The following is a 17,824-nucleotide window of genomic DNA, read 5'->3' on the forward strand; positions in this document are numbered from 1 at the left end:
AGCCCAATCAGGTACACGGACGATGAGTCACCCCTCGCAATTCACCCTGCTCGGCAAACGGCGTTTCCTGCCGTTCTTCATGACCCAGTCGCTGGGCGCCTTCAACGACAACCTGTTCAAGCAGTCGCTGATCCTGGCGATCCTCTACAAGCTGAGCCTGGAAGGCGACCGCTCGATCTGGGTCAACCTCTGCGCCTTGCTGTTCATCCTGCCGTTCTTCCTGTTCTCGGCATTGGCCGGGCAGTTTGGCGAGAAATTCGCCAAGGACCGGCTGATCCGCGCGATCAAGCTGGCCGAGATCGCCATCATGGCCATCGGCGCGACCGGTTTCGTCACCCATCACCTGGAGTTGATGCTGCTGGCGTTGTTCGCCATGGGCACCCATTCGGCGCTGTTCGGCCCGGTGAAATATTCGATCCTGCCCCAGGCCCTGCGGGAGGAGGAACTGGTGGGCGGCAACGGCCTGGTGGAGATGGGGACTTTCCTGGCGATCCTGGCCGGGACCATCGGCGCTGGCGTGCTGATGTCGTCATCCAGCTATGCGGCGCTGGCCGCGGCGGGCGTGGTCGGTACCGCCGTGCTCGGCTACCTGGCCAGCCGCTGGATCCCCCGCGCCGCCGCCGCCGCACCCGAGATGAAGCTGGACTGGAACATCTTCAAGCAGTCCTGGGCCACCCTGCGCCTGGGCTTGGGGCAGACCCCGGCGGTGTCGCGCTCGATTGTCGGCAACTCGTGGTTCTGGTTCGTCGGCGCCATCTACCTCACGCAGATCCCGGCCTATGCCAAGGACTGGCTGCATGGCGACGAGACAGTGGTCACCCTGGTATTGACCCTGTTCTCGGTGGGCATCGCCGTCGGTTCGCTGCTGTGCGAGCGCCTCAGCGGGCGCAAGGTGGAAATCGGCCTGGTGCCGTTCGGCTCGTTCGGCCTGACCCTGTTCGGCCTGCTCTGGTGGTGGCACTCCGGGGACGTTCCTGCTGCGGCGACGCCCCATGACTGGCTGGCCCTGCTGGGCATGAGCCAGGCCTGGTGGATCATGCTCTCGATCGTGGGCCTTGGGGTATTCGGCGGCTTCTACATCGTGCCGCTGTACGCCTTGATCCAGGCCCGCACCGCAGAGGGCGAGCGGGCCCGGGTGATCGCCGCCAACAACATCCTCAACGCGCTGTTCATGGTGGTGTCGGCGATCATCACCATCGTCCTGTTGAGCCTGGCCAAGCTGAGTATCCCGCAGTTGTTCCTGGTGGTGTCGCTGCTCAATATCGCGGTCAACGCCTATATCTTCCGGATCGTGCCGGAATTCACCATGCGCTTCCTGATCTGGCTGCTCAGCCATTCGATGTACCGGGTCGAGCACCGCGAGTTGCAGCGTATTCCCGACGAAGGCGCGGCGCTGCTGGTGTGCAACCATGTCTCGTTCGTCGATGCGCTATTGCTCGGTGGCGCCATCCGCCGGCCGATCCGTTTCGTCATGTACTACAAGATCTACAACCTGCCGGTGCTCAACTTCGTGTTCCGCACCGCCGGAGCCATCCCGATCGCCGGGCGTGGCGAAGACGAGGCGACCTACGAGCGAGCCTTCGTTCGCATCGCCCAGTACCTGGCTGACGGCGAGCTGGTGTGCATCTTCCCCGAGGGCAAGCTGAGTTCGGATGGTGAGATCGATGTGTTCAAGGGTGGGGTCAGCCGTATCCTGGAGCAAACGCCAGTGCCGGTGATTCCGTTGGCGTTGCAGGGGCTGTGGGGGAGTTTCTTCAGTCGCGATCCGAACAAGGGCTTCTTCAAGCGCCTGTGGTCGCGGGTGACCATCGTGGCTGGCGCCGCCATCCCGGCGGAGGCGGCGCAGCCTGAAGCGCTGCGCGAACAGGTGAGCCTGCTGCGCGGCGCGCTACGTTAAGGCGGTGCAAGCGAAGGTCAGCTGGCGCTGACCTTCAGGCCGACCAAGCCGCAGATGATCAGGGCAACGCTGACCAAACGCACCAGGGCCATGGATTCGCCGAACAGGATGATGCCGGCGATGACCGTGCCGACCGCGCCGACGCCGGTCCAGATGGCATAGGCGGTGCCCAGCGGCAGCTCTTTCATGGCCAGGCCCAGCAGGCCGAGGCTGATGACCATGGCGCCGACGGTGAGCACGGTGGGCAGGGGGCGGGTGAAGCCGTCGGTGTACTTGAGGCCGACAGCCCAGCCGACCTCGAACAGGCCGGCGAAGAACAGGATGATCCAGGACATGGTGTCTCTCCATCGTTTCAAGGATGGGGCCGTCCCCGGGATGGTCACGCACAGCGTCGTAAGGTCGTCCTCACAGTGCGCAGTATAGTGCACATTTTTCAGCTCGCCGGCAAGTGCTCTGCGCTGTTGGCGCCAGCGGTTCGCCGCACGAGCCCGCGCCTGCAGCAGGTGCTTGCCGGCGATAGAAAGCGTCGATCATGCGGTATGCGCTATCGATTGGACGCTGCCTGGGGTTGCCTCTAACGTGGCCGCGAGCCCATTTCCGGAGCAGTTCCCATGAGCGTGAAACCCGATGCGGTGTTCGTGCCACTGAACATCGCCGTGCTGACCGTCAGCGACACCCGTTCCTTCGACAACGATACCTCTGGCGAGCTGCTGGCCAGCCGCGCGGTCGGCGTCGGCCATCGCCTGGTGGCGCGCGAGTTGCTCAAGGACGATCTGTACAAGATCCGCGCCCAGGTCGCCACCTGGATCGCCGACGAGCAGGTGCAGGTGGTGCTGATCACCGGCGGCACCGGTTTCACCGGACGTGACAGCACGCCGGAAGCGGTGAACTGCCTGTTGGACAAGCACATCGATGGCTTCGGCGAGCTGTTCCGTGCCCTGTCGATTCTCGACATCGGTACCTCCACGGTGCAGAGCCGGGCGCTGGCCGGCATGGCCAATGGCACCCTGGTGTGCTGCCTGCCGGGCTCGACCGGTGCCTGCCGCACGGCCTGGGAGGGGATCTTGGCCGAACAGCTGGATGCCCGGCATCGGCCGTGTAATTTCGTCGCGCACCTTAAACCCATCGGGGCCTGCGCAAGCCGCGGTTGACCTCAGGAACCCCATCGCGGGGCGAGTCGCAGAGGCGGTGCGCCGCTGCGACTTGCCCCGCGACGGGCCTTCAACTCAGCACATGATCCACCGGCTCCAGCGCCGGCGGCAGCGGCTCGTGCCCCAGCGCCGCCAGCACATCGCGTTCGAGGCTGCGCACCAGCGCATCGGTGGGTAAATCGTTCTCGTCGCGCCCGAACGGGTCTTCCAGCTCGTTGCCGATCGCATCCAGGCCGAAGAAGGTGTAGCTGACGATGGTGGTGAACAACGGCGCCAGCCAGCCCAAGGGTTCGGCCAGGGCGAACGGCAGCAGCAGGCAGAAGATATAGATGGTGCGGTGCAGCAGCAGGGTGTAGGGGAACGGCAATGGCGTGCTCTTGATCCGTTCGCAGGTGGCCTGCACCTCCGAGAGCCCCGCCAGGCGCTGCGCCAGGCTGGTATAGCGGAACTCGCTGAGCGCCCCCTGTTCGGCCAGCCGTGAACAGTGTTCGCCCACCTCGCGCAGGATGCCGTCACACACATTGTGGCGGACGATTAGCGCCTGCTCGCCCAGCCAGGGCCGGGCGGCGCGCAGTTCGTCCTCGTTGCGCAACCGGGCGTTGAGTGCGTGGGCGAAGCCGCACAGGTTGCGCAGCAGCAGCGTGCGCAGGTGCGGGTCCTTGATCACCACGCTTTCGCGGGTGAACGAACGCACCTCGATGATCAACCGCCCCCAGGCCTTGCGACCTTCCCACCAGCGGTCGTAGCAGGCGTTGTTGCGAAAGCTCATGAAGATCGACAACGACAGGCCGAGCAAGGTGAACGGCGTGGCACTGACCGGGTAGAACAGCGCCGGGTAGTGCCGCTCGATCAGCACGATCAAGGCCGCCAGCAGGGTCACCCCCAGGCAGCGCAAGGCGATGCGCTGGATAATCGAGCCCTTGAGGGTGAACAGCACGCGCAGCATGTCGGGGCGTGGATGGACGATCAAGGCGGTTCCAGAGGCAGCCGATCAGCCGCCGGTCATGTTCATGAAACGCAGGATCTGCACCTCGCCACCGACCTCGAAGTGGTGGCGGTAGGGCTTGAGCTGCATGGCGTCGCGGATCGCCTGCTCCAGGCGCTCGCGCTCGCCCGGGTGCTGGCGCAGGACCTGCTTGAGGTCCACCGAGTGCTCGTTGCCCAGGCACAACAACAGGCGGCCTTCGACGGTCAGCCGCACGCGGTTGCAGGTGGCGCAGAAGTTGTGGCTGTGCGGGGAAATGAAACCGACCCGGGTGTTCGGCGCCTCGGCCAGGCGCCAGTAGCGCGCAGGGCCCTGGGACGACTCGGCCGACTCGACCAGGGTGAAGTGCTCGGCCAGGCGCGCGCGCACATCGTCGCTGGAGCAGAACGACTCGCCGCGTTCGTGCTCGCTGATCACGCCCAGGGGCATTTCCTCGATGAAGGAGATGTCCAGCTCTCGGTCAATGGCGAAGCGCACCAGGTCGACGATCTCATGGTCGTTGCGGCCCTTGAGGACCACGGCATTAAGCTTGGTGCGACGGAAGCCCGCGGCGCGGGCGGCATCGATGCCGGCGATCACCTGGTCGAGGTCACCGGTGCGGGTCAGGGCGCGGAAGCGTTCGCGGTCGAGGCTGTCGAGGCTGATGTTCAGGCGCGACACGCCGGCGTCGAACAGCGGCTGGGCCAGACGGCCCAACTGCGAGCCGTTGCTGGTCAGGCACAGTTCGCGCAGGCCGGGCAGGGCGGCGATGCGCCCGCACAGCTCGACGATGCCCTGGCGTACCAGCGGCTCGCCGCCGGTCAGGCGGATCTTGCGGGTGCCCAGGGCCACGAAGCGCTCGGCAACCTGGTACAGCTCCTCGAGGCTGAGGATCTGCTGGCGCGGCAGGAACTGCATGTCCTCGGCCATGCAATAGACGCAGCGGAAGTCGCAGCGGTCGGTGACCGACATCCGCAGGTAGTCGACTTTGCGGTTGAAACCGTCGATCAGGGCCTGGGGGTTCTTTTCCACGTTCGCGCTCGACATTGAAGAGGGTGGGGCGGCGCAAGGCCGCAGACAAGGTTCAAGCTATAACCTGCGTCCAGTGCCGTCAAATTGCTTTGCCCGACTATTCGATCAGTCTCCTCTATCACGGCTCAAGGCCCCGCCAGGCGAGGGCTGCAGGCCATGATCGACGGCGTTTATCACGCTTTCACTCATATCGATTGGACGCGTCTGGGGCGCACTTCTTAGGCTGAAAAAAACACCGCGCGAGATTTTCACAGCATGAGCCAGGACGAACACATCAGGGACTACAAGGGGCCGGCCGCCGGCTGGGGCGCGCTCAAGAGTGTGACCAAGAGCTGGCTGGGCAGCGAGAACGCCTTCAAGAACCTGCGGGCCATGCTCAAGACCAACCAGAACGGTGGCTTCGACTGCCCGGGCTGCGCCTGGGGCGAGTCGCCGGAAAGCGACATGGTCAAATTCTGTGAGAACGGTGCCAAGGCGGTGAACTGGGAGGCCACCGGTCGCTCGGTGGATCCGGCGTTCTTCGCCAAGTACAGCGTCAGTGCGTTGCGCGAACAGACCGACTACTGGCTCGAGTACCAGGGCCGGCTGACCCATCCGATGCGCTATGACGCGGCCACCGACCATTACGTCCAGACCAGTTGGGAAGAAGCCTTCGCCCTGGTCGCCCGCCACCTGAACCGTCTCGAGTCGCCCGACCAGGCCGAGTTCTACACCTCTGGCCGGGCCAGCAACGAGGCGGCGTTCCTCTACCAGTTGTTCGTGCGCGCCTTCGGCACCAACAACTTCCCCGACTGCTCGAACATGTGCCACGAGGCCAGCGGCGTGGGCATGGCCGAGACCCTTGGCGTGGGCAAGGGCACCGTGGTGTTCCACGACCTGGAGCTGGCCGATGCGATCTTCGTCATTGGCCAGAACCCCGGCACCAACCATCCGCGCATGCTCGAACCGCTGCGCGAGGCGGTCAAGCGCGGCGCCCAGGTGGTCTGCTTCAACCCGCTCAAGGAACGTGGCCTGGAGCGTTTCCAGCATCCGCAGCACCCGTTCGAGATGCTCAGCAATGGCTCCGAACCGACCAACACCGCCTACTTCCGTCCAGCCCTGGGCGGCGACATGGCGGCCATGCGCGGCATCGCCAAGTTCCTCCTGCAGTGGGAGCGCGAGGCACAGCTGAACAACGAGCCGCCGGTGCTCGACCATGCCTTCATCGCCGAGCACACCAGCGGCGTCGAGGATTACCTGGCACTGGTGGATGCCACGCCATGGCCCCATATCATCGAGCAGTCCGGCCTGAGCAAGGCCGAGATCGAGCTGGCCGCGCGCATGTACCGCAAGGCCGAGCGGGTGATCATGTGCTGGGCCATGGGCATCACCCAGCACCGCCACTCGGTGCCGACCGTGCAGGAAATCGTCAACCTGCAGTTGCTGCGCGGCAACGTCGGCAAGCCGGGCGCCGGCCTGTCGCCGGTACGTGGCCACAGCAACGTGCAGGGTGACCGCACCATGGGCATCGACGAGAAGCCCAAGGCGCAGTTGCTCGATGCCATCGAGCGGCGCTTCCAGTTCAGCGTGCCTCGCGAGCACGGGCACAACGCGGTGCTGGCGATCAAGGCCATGGAACAGGGGCAGGCCAAGGTGTTCATCGGCCTGGGCGGCAACTTTGCCCAGGCCACGCCGGATACCCCACGCACCCACGCGGCGCTGCGCAACTGCGAGTTGACCGTACAGATTTCCACCAAGCTCAACCGCTCGCACCTGGTGACCGGACGCGATGCATTGATCTTGCCGTGCCTGGGCCGCACCGAGATCGACCTGCAGGCCGAAGGCCCGCAGGGCGTCACCGTGGAAGACACCTTCAGCATGGTGCACATTTCCCACGGCCAGTTGCAGCCGCGTTCGCCGCACCTGCGCTCGGAGCCGGCGATCATCGCCGGCATGGCCCAGGCCACCCTGGGCAACCGGCCGATCGACTGGGACCATGTGATCGCCGACTACGGCCGCATTCGCGACCTGATCGCCGATGTAATCCCGGGCTTCACTGATTTCAACGCGCGCCTGCAGCATCCAGGCGGTTTCCACCTGGGCAACAACGCCGCGGACCGCAACTTCCGTACGGCCACTGGCAAGGCGCGGTTCAGCGCCAGCGAGCTGCCGGTGCAACTGATCAACGAAGCGGTGCTGGCGCGTGGTGACACGCCGGACCTGATCCTGCAGACCTTGCGCTCCCACGATCAGTACAACACCACGCTGTACGGCCTGGACGACCGCTACCGCGGTGTGTTCGGCCTGCGCGAGGTGGTTTTCGTCAATGAGGCCGATATCCGCCGCCTGGGCTTCGAGCCGGGCGAGCAGGTGGACCTGGTGTCGTTGTGGGAGGATGGTCGCGAGCGCCGGGTGTCGGGCTTCCGCCTGGTGGCCTATGACGTGCCGCAGGGGCAGGCGGCGGCGTACTACCCAGAGACCAACCCGCTGGTGCCGCTGGACAGTTACGGCGAAGGCACCTACACGCCAACCTCGAAGTTCGTGGCGATCAAGCTGGAGAAGGCCCAGGCCGGCAATCGTATCGAGGTGATGGCCGCCGGGGAGTGAGGAGCTGCGCCGGTATACAAACTGTAGGAGCCAGCCTTGCTGGCGAACCAGGTGACGCGCTGCCTGGCACCGGTTATGCCGGCGTTCGCGGGTAAACCCGCTCCCACAGGGGGGCACGCCGCACGGTGTTAGCGATGCACCGGATACGCCGTGGTGTACTTCATCTGCTCCATGGCAAAGCTCGAAGTGATGTTCGACAGCCCGTCGGTGCTGGTGATCAGCTTCTTGTAGAAGCGGTCGTAGGCGCCGATGTCGCCCACCACCACGCGCAGCATGTAGTCCCAGTCGCCGGACATGCGGTACACCTCCATCACCTCCTCGAACGCCGTCACCGTGGCGGCGAACCGCGCCAGCCAGTCACTGTCGTGGCGCTGGGTCTTGAGCTGGACGAACACCGTCAGCCCCAGGCCCAGGCGCACAGGGTCGAGCAAGGCGACACGTCCCTTGATGTAGCCGTCTTCCTCCAGGCGCTTGACCCGTTTCCAGCACGGCGTGGTCGACAGGTTGACCGCTTCGGCCAGGTCCTTGAGCGAGATCGAGGCGTCACGTTGGAGCAGGGTAAGAATATGCTGGTCGAAACTGTCCATTGTGTGCTGTGGCCTGAAAAGAGAAAAAGTTTCCCGAGAGTAGTCGCTAGGACACATCATTGGAACTGTAATCCCATGCCGAGCGGCAGGAACGTTCCGATAGCGCCGGGCCGGGGCGGATATGCGATAGTGGCGGTTTTCCACCCTTAGCCCATGGGCCCGAACATGTCCGACAAGCCGCGCAATTTCGCCACCCGTACCATCCACGCCGGCGAGCAGTCCAGCGTCGCCGACAATGCCATCTTCCCGGCCATCGTCACCTCCAGCTCGTTCATCAAGCGCGGTCTGGACGACAACCCCGAATATGCCTACAGCCGGGTCAGTAACCCGACCCGGCATGCCTACGAAACCTGCGTGGCCGCACTGGAGGAGGGTGTCGGCGCTGTCGCCTGCGCCTCGGGCGTCAGTGCCACCGCCACGGTGCTCGAGCTGTTGTCCAAGGATGCCCATGTGGTGGTGATGAACGGCGTCTACGGTGGCACCTTCCGCCTGCTGGAAGACTACCGTGGACGCACCTCGGGCCTGACCACTACCTATGTCGACCTCAATGACATCGACGCCGTGGCCGCTGCGATCCGCCCCGAAACTCAACTGATCTGGATCGAATCGCCGACCAACCCGCTGCTGCACCTGGTGGACATCAAGGCGGTGTGCGACCTGGCCCGCGCTCGCGGTGTGCTGACCTGCATCGACAACACCTTCTGCTCGCCGTGGAACCAGCAGCCGATCACCCTGGGCGTGGACCTGGTGATGCACTCGGCGAGCAAATACATCGGCGGCCACTCCGACCTCACCGGTGGCGTGGTGGTGGCGGCCAACCCGGAGCTGTTGGGGCGCCTGCGCAAGATCAGCATGGCGGTCGGCGCCATCCAGGGGCCGTTCGACTGCTACCTGGCATTGCGCGGGCTGAAGACCCTCGATGTGCGCATGGAGCGCCAGAGCGCCAATGCCCTGCGCGTGGCGCAGTTCCTCGAACAGCACCCGCAGGTCGAGCAGGTCTACTACCCGGGGTTGGAAAGCCATCCGCAGCATGAGCTGAGCAAGCGCCAGATGCGCACCGGCGGCGCGGTGGTGGCGTTGCGCATCAAGGGTGGTCGGGCGGCGGTCAACCGTTTGGTCGAGGCGCTGTCGATCTTCGTGCTGGCCGACTCGTTGGGCGGGGTGGAGAGCATGATCAACCACTCCTGGAGCATGTCGCACAATTCGCTGAGCCCGGAGCAGAAGGGTGTGATGGGAATCAGCGAGAACCTGCTGCGGTTGTCGGTGGGGATCGAGGACTACCGCGATCTGATCGAGGATCTGGAGACGGCACTGAAGGCCTCGGCCCAGGCGTGATCGTCGGGCGGCATCGGCCTTGCCGGCGTTCGCCGGCAAGGCCGGCTCCTACAGGGGGATGCGCCCCTTGCAGGAGTCGATTCAGGATTTGGGCGGATGGACGATCCTTTCGATCTTGTCCTTGAGCAGCAAGCGTTCCTTGCGTAGCAGGTTGACTGTGTCGTCATTGGTGCCGTTGCCTTCGGCGGCCACCACTTCCTTGTCCTTGGCGTTGTATTCCTTGTGCAACTTGTGCAGGTCGTGGTCCTTGTCGATCAGGGCCTGGAACTGGTCGGCGGTCACATGCAGGTCTGCGAGCAAATCATGCGGGACGGGCATTTCTTCACCTCTCTGGCGGGTTGTCGAACGAGCCTGAGTCCTGAGGATAGCCGCCTTTGCCCCATTGCGGGACTGGGGTAGGCTGTCGCACATCCCTCGCGTAACTGGAACCTGCGCCATGCCTCACTTGAACCTCGAATACAGCGACAACCTGCGCGACCTCAATGTCGACGTGCTGTTGCTGCGCCTCAACCACGCCCTGGTCGGTAGCGGCCAGTTCGCCGAGGAACTGGACATCAAGAGCCGCGCCCAGGCTTTCGCCCAGTATCGCGTCGGCACCGCGCCGGGCGAGCGGGCATTCGCCCATGTGCGCCTGGCGATCCTTAGCGGCCGTTCCGAGCAGGTCAAGCAGCAGCTGTCCAGCAGCCTGCTCGAGGTGCTGCACGAGGCGATCCCCGCCCAGGTCGGGCTGGACATTCAGCTGTGCGTGGAAGTGCTGGATATCGACCGTGCGCCGTACGCCAAGCGTCGCCTGCCTGGCTGAATGGCGGCTGAATGAAAGTTGTTTAATCCATGAAAGACGTCAATCCAGCGATTCGTTGGCGTCTTTTTCACAAAAAATTGATGCTCGCATTCCTAAAGTTCGCGCAACTTTCCAACCTGCCCATGCGGGCGTGTTGGCCGCTGTTGAACCCTTAATGCGAACGCCATGCTCACACTTAAACCCCTGCGGACTGAATGGGTCACGTTGCTGGCCAGTCTTTACCTGCTGATCGGCATGAACCTGTTTCTCTGGGAGCACCTGGAAGCCATTGTGCCACCCGGCATGGTGGGGCTGTGGCTGAGCTTGGCATTCGCGGTAATGATGCTGTTCGCGTTCAATCTTATTCTCACCTTGTTGGCATTTCGTTATGTATTGAAACCGGTGCTGATTGTATTGTTCATGGGCGGCGCGGCGGTCGCGTACTTCATGAACCAATACGGCGTGCTTATAGATGCCGGCATGTTTCGCAATGTCGCCGAAACCAATGCCGCGGAAGTCCGCGACTTGCTGTCGTTGAAGTTTGTCCTGTATATCCTGCTGCTCGGCGTATTGCCGTCGCTGCTGGTATGGAAGGCCAACATCGCCTATCGGCCCTGGCACCGCGAGCTGCTGGGCAAGCTGGTGGTCAGCGGCGCCTGCGTGGTGGCGTTGGGCTCGGTGGCGCTGGTCAATTACCAGGGGCTTGCCTCGTTGTTGCGCAACCACCATGAACTGCGCCTGATGCTCACCCCGAGCAATATCGTCGGTGCTTCGTTCGGTTACGTTCGTGAACAGATCGGCAGCGCCGCCCAGCCCTTCCTGGCCTATGGCGAAGATGCTCGCCGCGATGCCGCCTGGCAGCACCATGCGCGCAAGTCGCTGACTGTGCTGGTGGTGGGCGAGAGTGCCCGGGCGGATAACTTCGGCGTGCTTGGCTATGCCCGCGATACCACGCCGCGACTGGCCAGGGAACAGGGCTTGCTGAGCTTCACCGACGTGCATTCCTGCGGCACCGAGACCGCGGTGTCGGTGCCATGCATGTTCTCCGGCATGGGCCGCAAGGACTATGTGCCGAGCGTGGCGAAGAACCGCGAGGGGCTGCTCGATATCCTCCAGCGCGCTGGCCTGGCCGTGCAGTGGCGTGACAACCAGAGCGGCTGCAAGGGCACCTGCGATCGCGTGCAGTTCATCGATGTCAGCAACCGCAAGGATCCGGCCCTGTGCGCCAGCGGCGAATGCCATGACGAGATCCTGCTGCAGGGCCTTGGCGAGCTGATCGACAACCTCGACCAGGACACCGTGCTGGTGCTGCACCAGATGGGCAGCCACGGCCCCGAGTATTTCAAGCGCTACCCGGCTGGTGCCGAGCCATTCACCCCGGTATGTCGCAGCAATGCGCTGAACCAGTGCAGCACACAGGAAATCGTCAATGGCTATGACAACACCTTGAGCTATACCGACAAGGTGCTGGCGTCGCTGATCGACACCCTGCGCAACAAGCAGGACAAGGTAGACACCGCGATGATCTACCTGTCCGACCATGGCGAGTCGCTGGGCGAATACAACCTGTTCCTGCACGGCACGCCGTACATGATGGCGCCGGACCAGCAGAAGCATGTGCCGCTGCTGGCCTGGTTCTCCGACAGTTATCAGCAGGACTTCGGCCTCGACACCGGTTGCCTGGCCAAGCTGCGTGATGCGCCATTGTCCCAGGACAACCTGTTCCACTCGATGCTCGGCCTGTTGCAGGTGCGCACCGGGGTCTACCAGCAGTCGCTGGACATGTTTGCCGGCTGCCGCCCCTGGCTGGCGGTCGATCGCTGACCGCCACCGCGGTCGGTACCAAGGATGGCGTGGCTTGCGAGGTTTCACCCAGAGCGCCCGCGCCGTATATACTGCGCGCCAATGTTAGTGGGAGAGCCTCGTGGCCATCGATATTCACTGGATCCGTGACGACCAGACCCTGGCCGAGCACTGCCAAAGCTGGCGCGAACTGCCTTTCGTGGCGCTCGACACCGAATTCATGCGGGTCGATACCTTTTACCCGAAGGCCGGGCTGATCCAGATCGGCGACGGCCAGCGGGCCTTCCTCATCGACCCGTTGCTGATCCGCGACTGGCAACCGCTGGCCGGGCTGCTTGAGGATAGCGGCGTGGTCAAGGTGCTGCACGCTTGCAGCGAAGACCTCGAGGTGTTGCTGCGCCTGACCGGCAAGCTGCCGCAACCACTGTTCGACACGCAACTGGCAGCAGGCTACCTGAACATCGGATTCTCGATGGGCTATTCGCGCCTGGTCCAGGACGTGCTGGGCATCGACCTGCCCAAGGGCGAGACCCGCTCCGACTGGCTGCAACGCCCGCTGTCGGACACCCAGGTCAGCTACGCCGCCGAGGATGCCGTGCACCTGGCCGAGCTGTTCGACGCCCTGCGCCCGCGATTGTCCGATGACAAGTACGCCTGGGTCCTTGAGGACGGAGCCGAACTGGTCGCTGCGCTGCGTCGCGAAGTCGAGCCCGAGACCCTGTACCGCGATGTCAAGCTGGCCTGGAAGCTGGGCCGCCAGCAGTTGGCGGTGCTGCGCGAGCTATGTGCCTGGCGCGAGCGTGAAGCCCGCAGCCGCGATGTGCCCCGCAACCGTATCCTCAAGGAGCACTCGCTGTGGCCCATGGCCAAGAACCAGCCCGATTCGCCGTCGGCCCTGGCGAAAATCGACGAGATGCATCCACGAACCATCCGCCAGGACGGCGAACAGCTCATCCAGCTGATCAAGCGTGCCGCCGCGCTGCCGCAGGAACAGTGGCCAGCGCCGCTGCCCGAGCCGCTGCCGATCGAGGCCGCCGGCATCCTCAAGCGCCTGCGCGCCATCGGCCAGGCCGAAGGCGAGCGCCTGGGCATCGCCCCGGAGCTGATGCTGCGTAAAAAAGCCCTCGAAGCGCTGCTCAAGAGCGGCTACCCCAACGGCCCCTATCAACTGCCCGATGCCCTGCGCGGCTGGCGCCGCGAGCGCATGGGCCAGGCCCTGCTGGACGACCTGGCGGGTGCCGGAGATTCCCGATGAAACGCATTTGCTCCATCTATAAAAGCCCACGCAAGAACGAGATGTACCTCTACGTGCTCAAGGCAGACGGCCTGGCCCGCGTGCCCGAGGCGTTGCTGCCGTTCTTCGGCACGCCGCTGCACGCCTTCGACCTGGTGCTGACCCCGGAGCGCAAGCTGGCCCGCGAGGACATCGCCAAGGTCCTGGAAAATCTCGACAGCCAGGGCTACCACCTGCAGATGCCGCCGCCGGAAGACGACTACATCGAGCACCTGCCCGAAGAGTTGCTGCGCCGCAACGACCCGGCCTGAGCCGGGCCTCGCGCCTCTCCCCCGGCCCGCCTGGCGGGCCGCTTTCGTTGTTTGCCAAGGTTGTGTTTGCACATGCGTGTTCTGATCGCTGAACAGGATCATGCCCACTATGCTCGCCTGCTGGGCGAGCTGGCACCGGACCTGGAGGTCCTGACCAGCGGCGATTCCGCCGAGCTGGCGCGCTTCGCCCCCGAATGCCCGGTCTGGCTGGGCCAGCCGGACCTGCTGGCCAGCCTGCTGCGCCAGGGCCACAAGCCCGTTTGGATGCAGTCGACCTGGGCCGGTATCACCCCGCTGTTGGCCGATGGCTTGCCGTGTGATTATCGCCTGACCCGCGCGGTGGGTATCTTCGGCCAGGTGATGGCCGAATACATGCTCACCTATATGCTCAGCCATGAGCGCGAAGTGCTGTCGCGCCTGGTCAGCCAGGTCGAGCGGCGCTGGGATGACCGCCCAGGGCGCACCCTGGAAGGGCGTCGGGTGCTGATCGTCGGTACCGGCGATATTGGCCAGCGGGTGGCTGAGTTCCTGCAACCCTTCGGCGTCGAGCTGTACGGCGTGGCCAGTACCGCCCGCGAGCAGGCGCCGTTCGTCGAGGTGGCCGGGCTCGAGCAACTGCCGCGTCTGGTCGGTGAAGTCGACTACGTGCTCAACCTGCTGCCCGATACCCCGGCCACGCACGATCTGTATGACGCGACGCTGTTCAAGTGCTTCAAGCCCAGCGCGCTGTTCATCAATGCCGGGCGTGGCGTGGCGGTGGTCGATGCCGACCTGGTCGAGGCGCTCAAGCAGGGGCACCTGGCCGGGGCGGTGATCGATGTCTGCCGCCAGGAGCCGCTGCCGCAGCGCCATCCGTTCTGGACCGCCTGGGGGCTGCTGCTGACCGGGCACAGCTCGGCGCCGACCTCGCCGGTGGCGATGGCACGGTTGTTCGTCGAGAATGCGCAGGCGTACGCGGCGGGGCAGGGGTTGCGTGGCGAAGTGGATTTCGCCCGCGGTTATTGAGGGCAAGCCGCCACCTGCAGGAGCCAGCGTTGCTGGCGCAGCAAGCGCCGTGTTGGATGGCTTCGGCCGTGGCGCTGCCGGCTCCTACAGAGATCGCGTTACAAGCTGAACTCGCCTTCAGCAGCCAGCTCGCTCAGCGGCCGGCGCGGGCTTGGCATTTCGCGAGCCTGCAGGGCTTCGGCCAGGGTCGCCTTGTCACCCAGCTTGCCGATCGCCACCATGGCGTGCAGCGCGTAGCCCTCGGGGATCTTCAGCTCGCGGCGGGCCAGGTCCTGGTCGAAGCCGGCCATGCCGTGGGTGTGCCAACCGCTGATGCTGGCTTGCAGCGCCAGGTGGCCCCAGGCGGAGCCGGTGTCGAAGGTGTGCCACAGGGCGGGTTTTTCTTCATCGGAGCCGGGCGCGGCGAAGGTGGTCTTGGAGAGGATCAGCACCAGCGCCGAGGCGTGCTGCGCCCAGCTGCGGTTGAATTCGTTGAGGATATCCAGGTAGCGCGCCCAGCTCGGCGTGTCACGGCGCGCGTAGAGGAAGCGCCACGGCTGCGAGTTGTAGGCCGAAGGCGCCCAGCGCGCGGCCTCGAGGAAGCTCAGCAGGGTCTGCTGGCTGATCGGCTCGTCGCTGAAGGCGCGGGGCGACCAGCGGTTGATGAACTGCTCGTTGATGGCATAGTCGGCGATGCGTGGGGTGGCGCTCATGGCTGCTCCTGCAAGGGCGGGGTCAAAAACCGCACGCTACTGTGTCCGGCGAGCACTGACAAGCGGTCTGGCGTTGCCGCCGGACTGCCTCTAGACTGGCGCCGCCGCGTGCCGCGGATTGAAGTTGACTGCAGGAAACCGTGTGATGATCGCCGATACCGCGCCCTTCTGGCGGCGCAAGACCCTCGAGCAGCTCGACGCCCAGGAGTGGGAGTCGCTGTGTGACGGCTGTGGCCTGTGCTGTTTGCAGAAGCTCGAGGACGAAGAGGACAACAGCGTCTATTACACGAGCATCGCCTGCAAGCTGCTCGACCTCACCACCTGTGCGTGCAGCGATTACCCCAACCGCTTCCAGCAGGTGCCCGACTGCATCCAGCTGACCCCGGGCAAGGCCGACCAGTTCAAGTGGTTGCCGCCCACCTGCGGTTATCGCCTGGTCAGCGAAGGCCAGGACCTGCCGGCCTGGCATCACCTGGTGTGCGGGGATCGCCAGCAGGTGCATGAGCAACGCATTTCCCGGTCAGGGCGGATGCTCAGTGAAAAGGACGTGGATGAAGACGACTGGGAAGACCACCTGATCTTTCGCGCGGGTTGAGCCTCGCGGCTACAAGGAGTTTCGCTATGCGTCGCCCGCTGTTGATGGTGTTTGTCCTGCTGCTCAGTACGCAGGCGCTGGCGAAGAAAGTCGACCTCGATTACCAGGTACGACTGCTGCCGCAGAGTGGCCAGGCCGAGGTGCGCATGACCCTGGCCGAGGGCAGCGCGGTGCGCAGCCTGGACTTCGACCTGGGCAAGAGCGGCGCCTACAGCGATTTTCTCGCCGACGGCCAGTGGCAGGTGCACAACGGCCGTGGCGTCTGGCGTCCGGCACCGGGCAAGACCAGCCTCAGCTATCGGGTAGTGCTCGACCAGCAACCCAAAGGCGGCGCCCACGAGGCGCGGATCACCGCGCACTGGGCACTGTTTCGTGGCGACCAGTTGGTGCCGCCGGCGCGCCTTGACCAGCAGGACGGCACCGAGCTGGTGTCGCGCCTGGCCTTCGACCTGCCGGCGGGCTGGAAGAGCGTCGAGACGGCCTGGCCGCGCATTGGCCGGCAAAAATTTCGCATCGATGATGTCTCGCGTCTGTTCGACCGCCCCACCGGCTGGATGCTGGCCGGCAACCTCGGCAGCCGCCGCGCGCGCCTGGGCGATACCGAGGTGACCGTCGCCGCGCCGCAAGGGCAGGGCATGCGGCGCATGGACACGCTGACCTTGCTGACTTTCGTCTGGCCGCAGTTGCAGGCGGTGTTCCCGCGCAATCCGTCCAAGTTGCTGCTGGTTGGTGCCCGTGACGAGATGTGGCGTGGCGTGCTGCCAGGCAACAACTCGCTGTACCTGCATAGTGGCCGGCCGCTGGTCAGCGAGAACGGCAGCAGCCCGGTGCTGCGCGAGCTGGTGCAGTTGTTCGCCCAGATCAACGACCGCGATGGCAGCGATTGGCTGGGCGAGAGCCTGGCCGACTATTACGCCACCGAGTTGTTGCGCCGTGCCGGCGGCATGAGTGATGACCGCTATGAGGCGGCGCAGGCGCGTTTGCACAAGCTGGGCGACAAGGTGAACCACCTCAAGGGCGCCAAGGCCAGCCCCGCGCAGGTGGCTCGTGGCGTGCTGCTGTTGCAGGCGCTGGACCGCGAGATCCGCCTGCACAACCACGACAAGCGCTCGCTGGACGATGTCGCCAGGGCGCTGATGCGGCTGTCCAGCGTCAGCACCGCAGAGTTCGTGCAGATCAGCGAGAACGTGCTTGGCCGCCAGTCCGAGGTGTTGCAGGGCAAGGTGTTGCGCTAGGCGCGGGTCTTTGTTCGCGGGGCAAGCCCGCTCCCACGTGTTAGCCCCTGTGCCTGCGATGCATTCAACCGCCTGTTATCGTCGCGGTACGGGTCGCCGCTTCGGCGCTGGCCTGCAGGGCCTTGAGCTCCTGCGCCCCGCGTTCGATGTCGCGGTGCAGGCGCAGGTACTCGGCGCGATGATGTTGCCACCAGGCCTTGGTCGAGCAATGCCCGCTCAGGCCTCGGGCCAGGGCCAGGCCACCCACGGCCACTTGCAGCATGCCCAGCAGGCCGCCATGGCGCAGGCCCTTGCTGATCATCAACGCGCCCCCGGCCAGAGAGCTGATGCGTTCCAGGCCGTGGACATTGGGTTGCGGTGCATCCGTTGTGGAGTGGAAGTCGTGCATTGGCGGGGCCTCCTCAGGTCGGTGATATTCAGCAGACGCTGGCGGGCATACGAGCGTTCATTTTTATTGCCTGGGCGGCCCCCCGGCCAACTCCGAGTTTCATGAAAATATAAGTTGCTGTTGCTGTTGCTGTTGCTGTTGCTGTTGCTGTTGCTGTTGCTGTTGCTGTTGCTGTTGCTGTTGCTGTTGCTGTTGCTGTTGCTGTTGCTGTTGCTTTTGCTTCTAAGT

General features: G+C 64.8%; 18 protein-coding genes. 11 read left to right on the top strand and 7 right to left on the bottom strand.

Annotation, left to right across the window (positions count from 1 at the left end; genetic code table 11):
* The first annotated feature begins 22 nt into the window (after positions 1-22).
* Positions 23-1,897, top strand: coding sequence for an MFS transporter (locus E3U47_RS13215; protein WP_134691881.1), 1,875 nt, complete (start codon positions 23-25; stop codon positions 1,895-1,897).
* Between the two features lie 17 nt (positions 1,898-1,914).
* Here E3U47_RS13215 and sugE read toward each other — a convergent pair whose 3' ends face one another.
* Positions 1,915-2,232 (bottom strand): quaternary ammonium compound efflux SMR transporter SugE, encoded by a 318-nt coding sequence (gene sugE / locus E3U47_RS13220; protein WP_134691882.1) that lies wholly within the window; start codon positions 2,230-2,232, stop codon positions 1,915-1,917.
* A 276-nt stretch (positions 2,233-2,508) separates the two neighbouring features.
* Between sugE and moaB the strand changes: the two genes are divergently transcribed.
* Positions 2,509-3,048, top strand: coding sequence for a molybdenum cofactor biosynthesis protein B (gene moaB, locus E3U47_RS13225; protein WP_134691883.1), 540 nt, complete (start codon positions 2,509-2,511; stop codon positions 3,046-3,048).
* 70 nt (positions 3,049-3,118) lie between these two features.
* On the opposite strand, the gene E3U47_RS13230 is transcribed toward moaB, so the two are convergent.
* Positions 3,119-4,018, bottom strand: a complete 900-nt coding sequence (locus E3U47_RS13230; RefSeq protein WP_134691884.1) for a bestrophin family protein — start codon at positions 4,016-4,018, stop codon at positions 3,119-3,121.
* Positions 4,019-4,039: 21 nt separating this feature from the next.
* On the bottom strand, positions 4,040-5,044 hold the full coding sequence (moaA, locus tag E3U47_RS13235) for a GTP 3',8-cyclase MoaA (RefSeq protein WP_134691885.1): 1,005 nt from the start codon (positions 5,042-5,044) through the stop codon (positions 4,040-4,042).
* A 255-nt stretch (positions 5,045-5,299) separates the two neighbouring features.
* Between moaA and E3U47_RS13240 the strand changes: the two genes are divergently transcribed.
* Complete coding sequence (locus E3U47_RS13240; protein ID WP_134691886.1) at positions 5,300-7,630, top strand: FdhF/YdeP family oxidoreductase; 2,331 nt, start codon at positions 5,300-5,302, stop codon at positions 7,628-7,630.
* Between the two features lie 128 nt (positions 7,631-7,758).
* Here the strand turns inward: E3U47_RS13240 and E3U47_RS13250 are convergent, their stop codons facing one another.
* On the bottom strand, positions 7,759-8,217 hold the full coding sequence (locus E3U47_RS13250; protein WP_134691888.1) for an Lrp/AsnC family transcriptional regulator: 459 nt from the start codon (positions 8,215-8,217) through the stop codon (positions 7,759-7,761).
* A gap of 153 nt (positions 8,218-8,370) precedes the next feature.
* Between E3U47_RS13250 and E3U47_RS13255 the strand changes: the two genes are divergently transcribed.
* Complete coding sequence (locus tag E3U47_RS13255) at positions 8,371-9,552, top strand: PLP-dependent aspartate aminotransferase family protein (RefSeq protein ID WP_134691889.1); 1,182 nt, start codon at positions 8,371-8,373, stop codon at positions 9,550-9,552.
* 81 nt (positions 9,553-9,633) lie between these two features.
* Here E3U47_RS13255 and E3U47_RS13260 read toward each other — a convergent pair whose 3' ends face one another.
* Positions 9,634-9,870, bottom strand: coding sequence for a DUF465 domain-containing protein (locus tag E3U47_RS13260; protein ID WP_134691890.1), 237 nt, complete (start codon positions 9,868-9,870; stop codon positions 9,634-9,636).
* A gap of 118 nt (positions 9,871-9,988) precedes the next feature.
* Between E3U47_RS13260 and E3U47_RS13265 the strand changes: the two genes are divergently transcribed.
* The 5 genes from E3U47_RS13265 (at position 9,989) to E3U47_RS13285 (ending at position 14,686) form a co-directional block, all read left to right on the top strand.
* A complete protein-coding gene (locus E3U47_RS13265; protein ID WP_134691891.1) occupies positions 9,989-10,354 on the top strand; it encodes a 5-carboxymethyl-2-hydroxymuconate Delta-isomerase in 366 nt (121 codons plus the stop codon).
* Positions 10,355-10,519: 165 nt separating this feature from the next.
* On the top strand, positions 10,520-12,157 hold the full coding sequence (locus tag E3U47_RS13270) for a phosphoethanolamine transferase (protein ID WP_134691892.1): 1,638 nt from the start codon (positions 10,520-10,522) through the stop codon (positions 12,155-12,157).
* Between the two features lie 100 nt (positions 12,158-12,257).
* Positions 12,258-13,391 carry a ribonuclease D gene (rnd, locus tag E3U47_RS13275; RefSeq protein WP_134691893.1) on the top strand — a complete coding sequence of 378 codons (1,134 nt, stop codon included), beginning with the start codon at positions 12,258-12,260 and terminating at the stop codon, positions 13,389-13,391.
* The gene (locus tag E3U47_RS13280) at positions 13,388-13,681 is read left to right on the top strand and encodes a YcgL domain-containing protein (protein ID WP_134691894.1); all 294 of its coding nucleotides are present in this window, start codon (positions 13,388-13,390) and stop codon (positions 13,679-13,681) included. Before rnd ends, E3U47_RS13280 begins: the two co-directional genes overlap by 4 nt.
* Before the next feature lie 72 nt (positions 13,682-13,753).
* On the top strand, positions 13,754-14,686 hold the full coding sequence (locus tag E3U47_RS13285) for a D-2-hydroxyacid dehydrogenase (RefSeq protein WP_134691895.1): 933 nt from the start codon (positions 13,754-13,756) through the stop codon (positions 14,684-14,686).
* Between the two features lie 98 nt (positions 14,687-14,784).
* Here E3U47_RS13285 and E3U47_RS13290 read toward each other — a convergent pair whose 3' ends face one another.
* A complete protein-coding gene (locus E3U47_RS13290) occupies positions 14,785-15,378 on the bottom strand; it encodes a nitroreductase family protein (protein ID WP_134691896.1) in 594 nt (197 codons plus the stop codon).
* Between the two features lie 145 nt (positions 15,379-15,523).
* Between E3U47_RS13290 and E3U47_RS13295 the strand changes: the two genes are divergently transcribed.
* Together E3U47_RS13295 and E3U47_RS13300 are read left to right on the top strand one after the other, a co-directional pair.
* A complete protein-coding gene (locus tag E3U47_RS13295) occupies positions 15,524-15,973 on the top strand; it encodes a YcgN family cysteine cluster protein (RefSeq protein ID WP_134691897.1) in 450 nt (149 codons plus the stop codon).
* A gap of 26 nt (positions 15,974-15,999) precedes the next feature.
* Positions 16,000-17,208: a hypothetical protein gene (locus E3U47_RS13300; protein ID WP_134691898.1), complete on the top strand. Its 1,209-nt coding sequence runs from the start codon at positions 16,000-16,002 to the stop codon at positions 17,206-17,208.
* 64 nt (positions 17,209-17,272) lie between these two features.
* Here the strand turns inward: E3U47_RS13300 and E3U47_RS13305 are convergent, their stop codons facing one another.
* Positions 17,273-17,596, bottom strand: coding sequence for a YgaP-like transmembrane domain (locus E3U47_RS13305; protein ID WP_134691899.1), 324 nt, complete (start codon positions 17,594-17,596; stop codon positions 17,273-17,275).
* Positions 17,597-17,824 lie beyond the last annotated feature (228 nt).

This window comes from Pseudomonas sp. RIT623 (assembly GCF_004519305.1).
Classification (GTDB): Bacteria; Pseudomonadota; Gammaproteobacteria; order Pseudomonadales; family Pseudomonadaceae; genus Aquipseudomonas.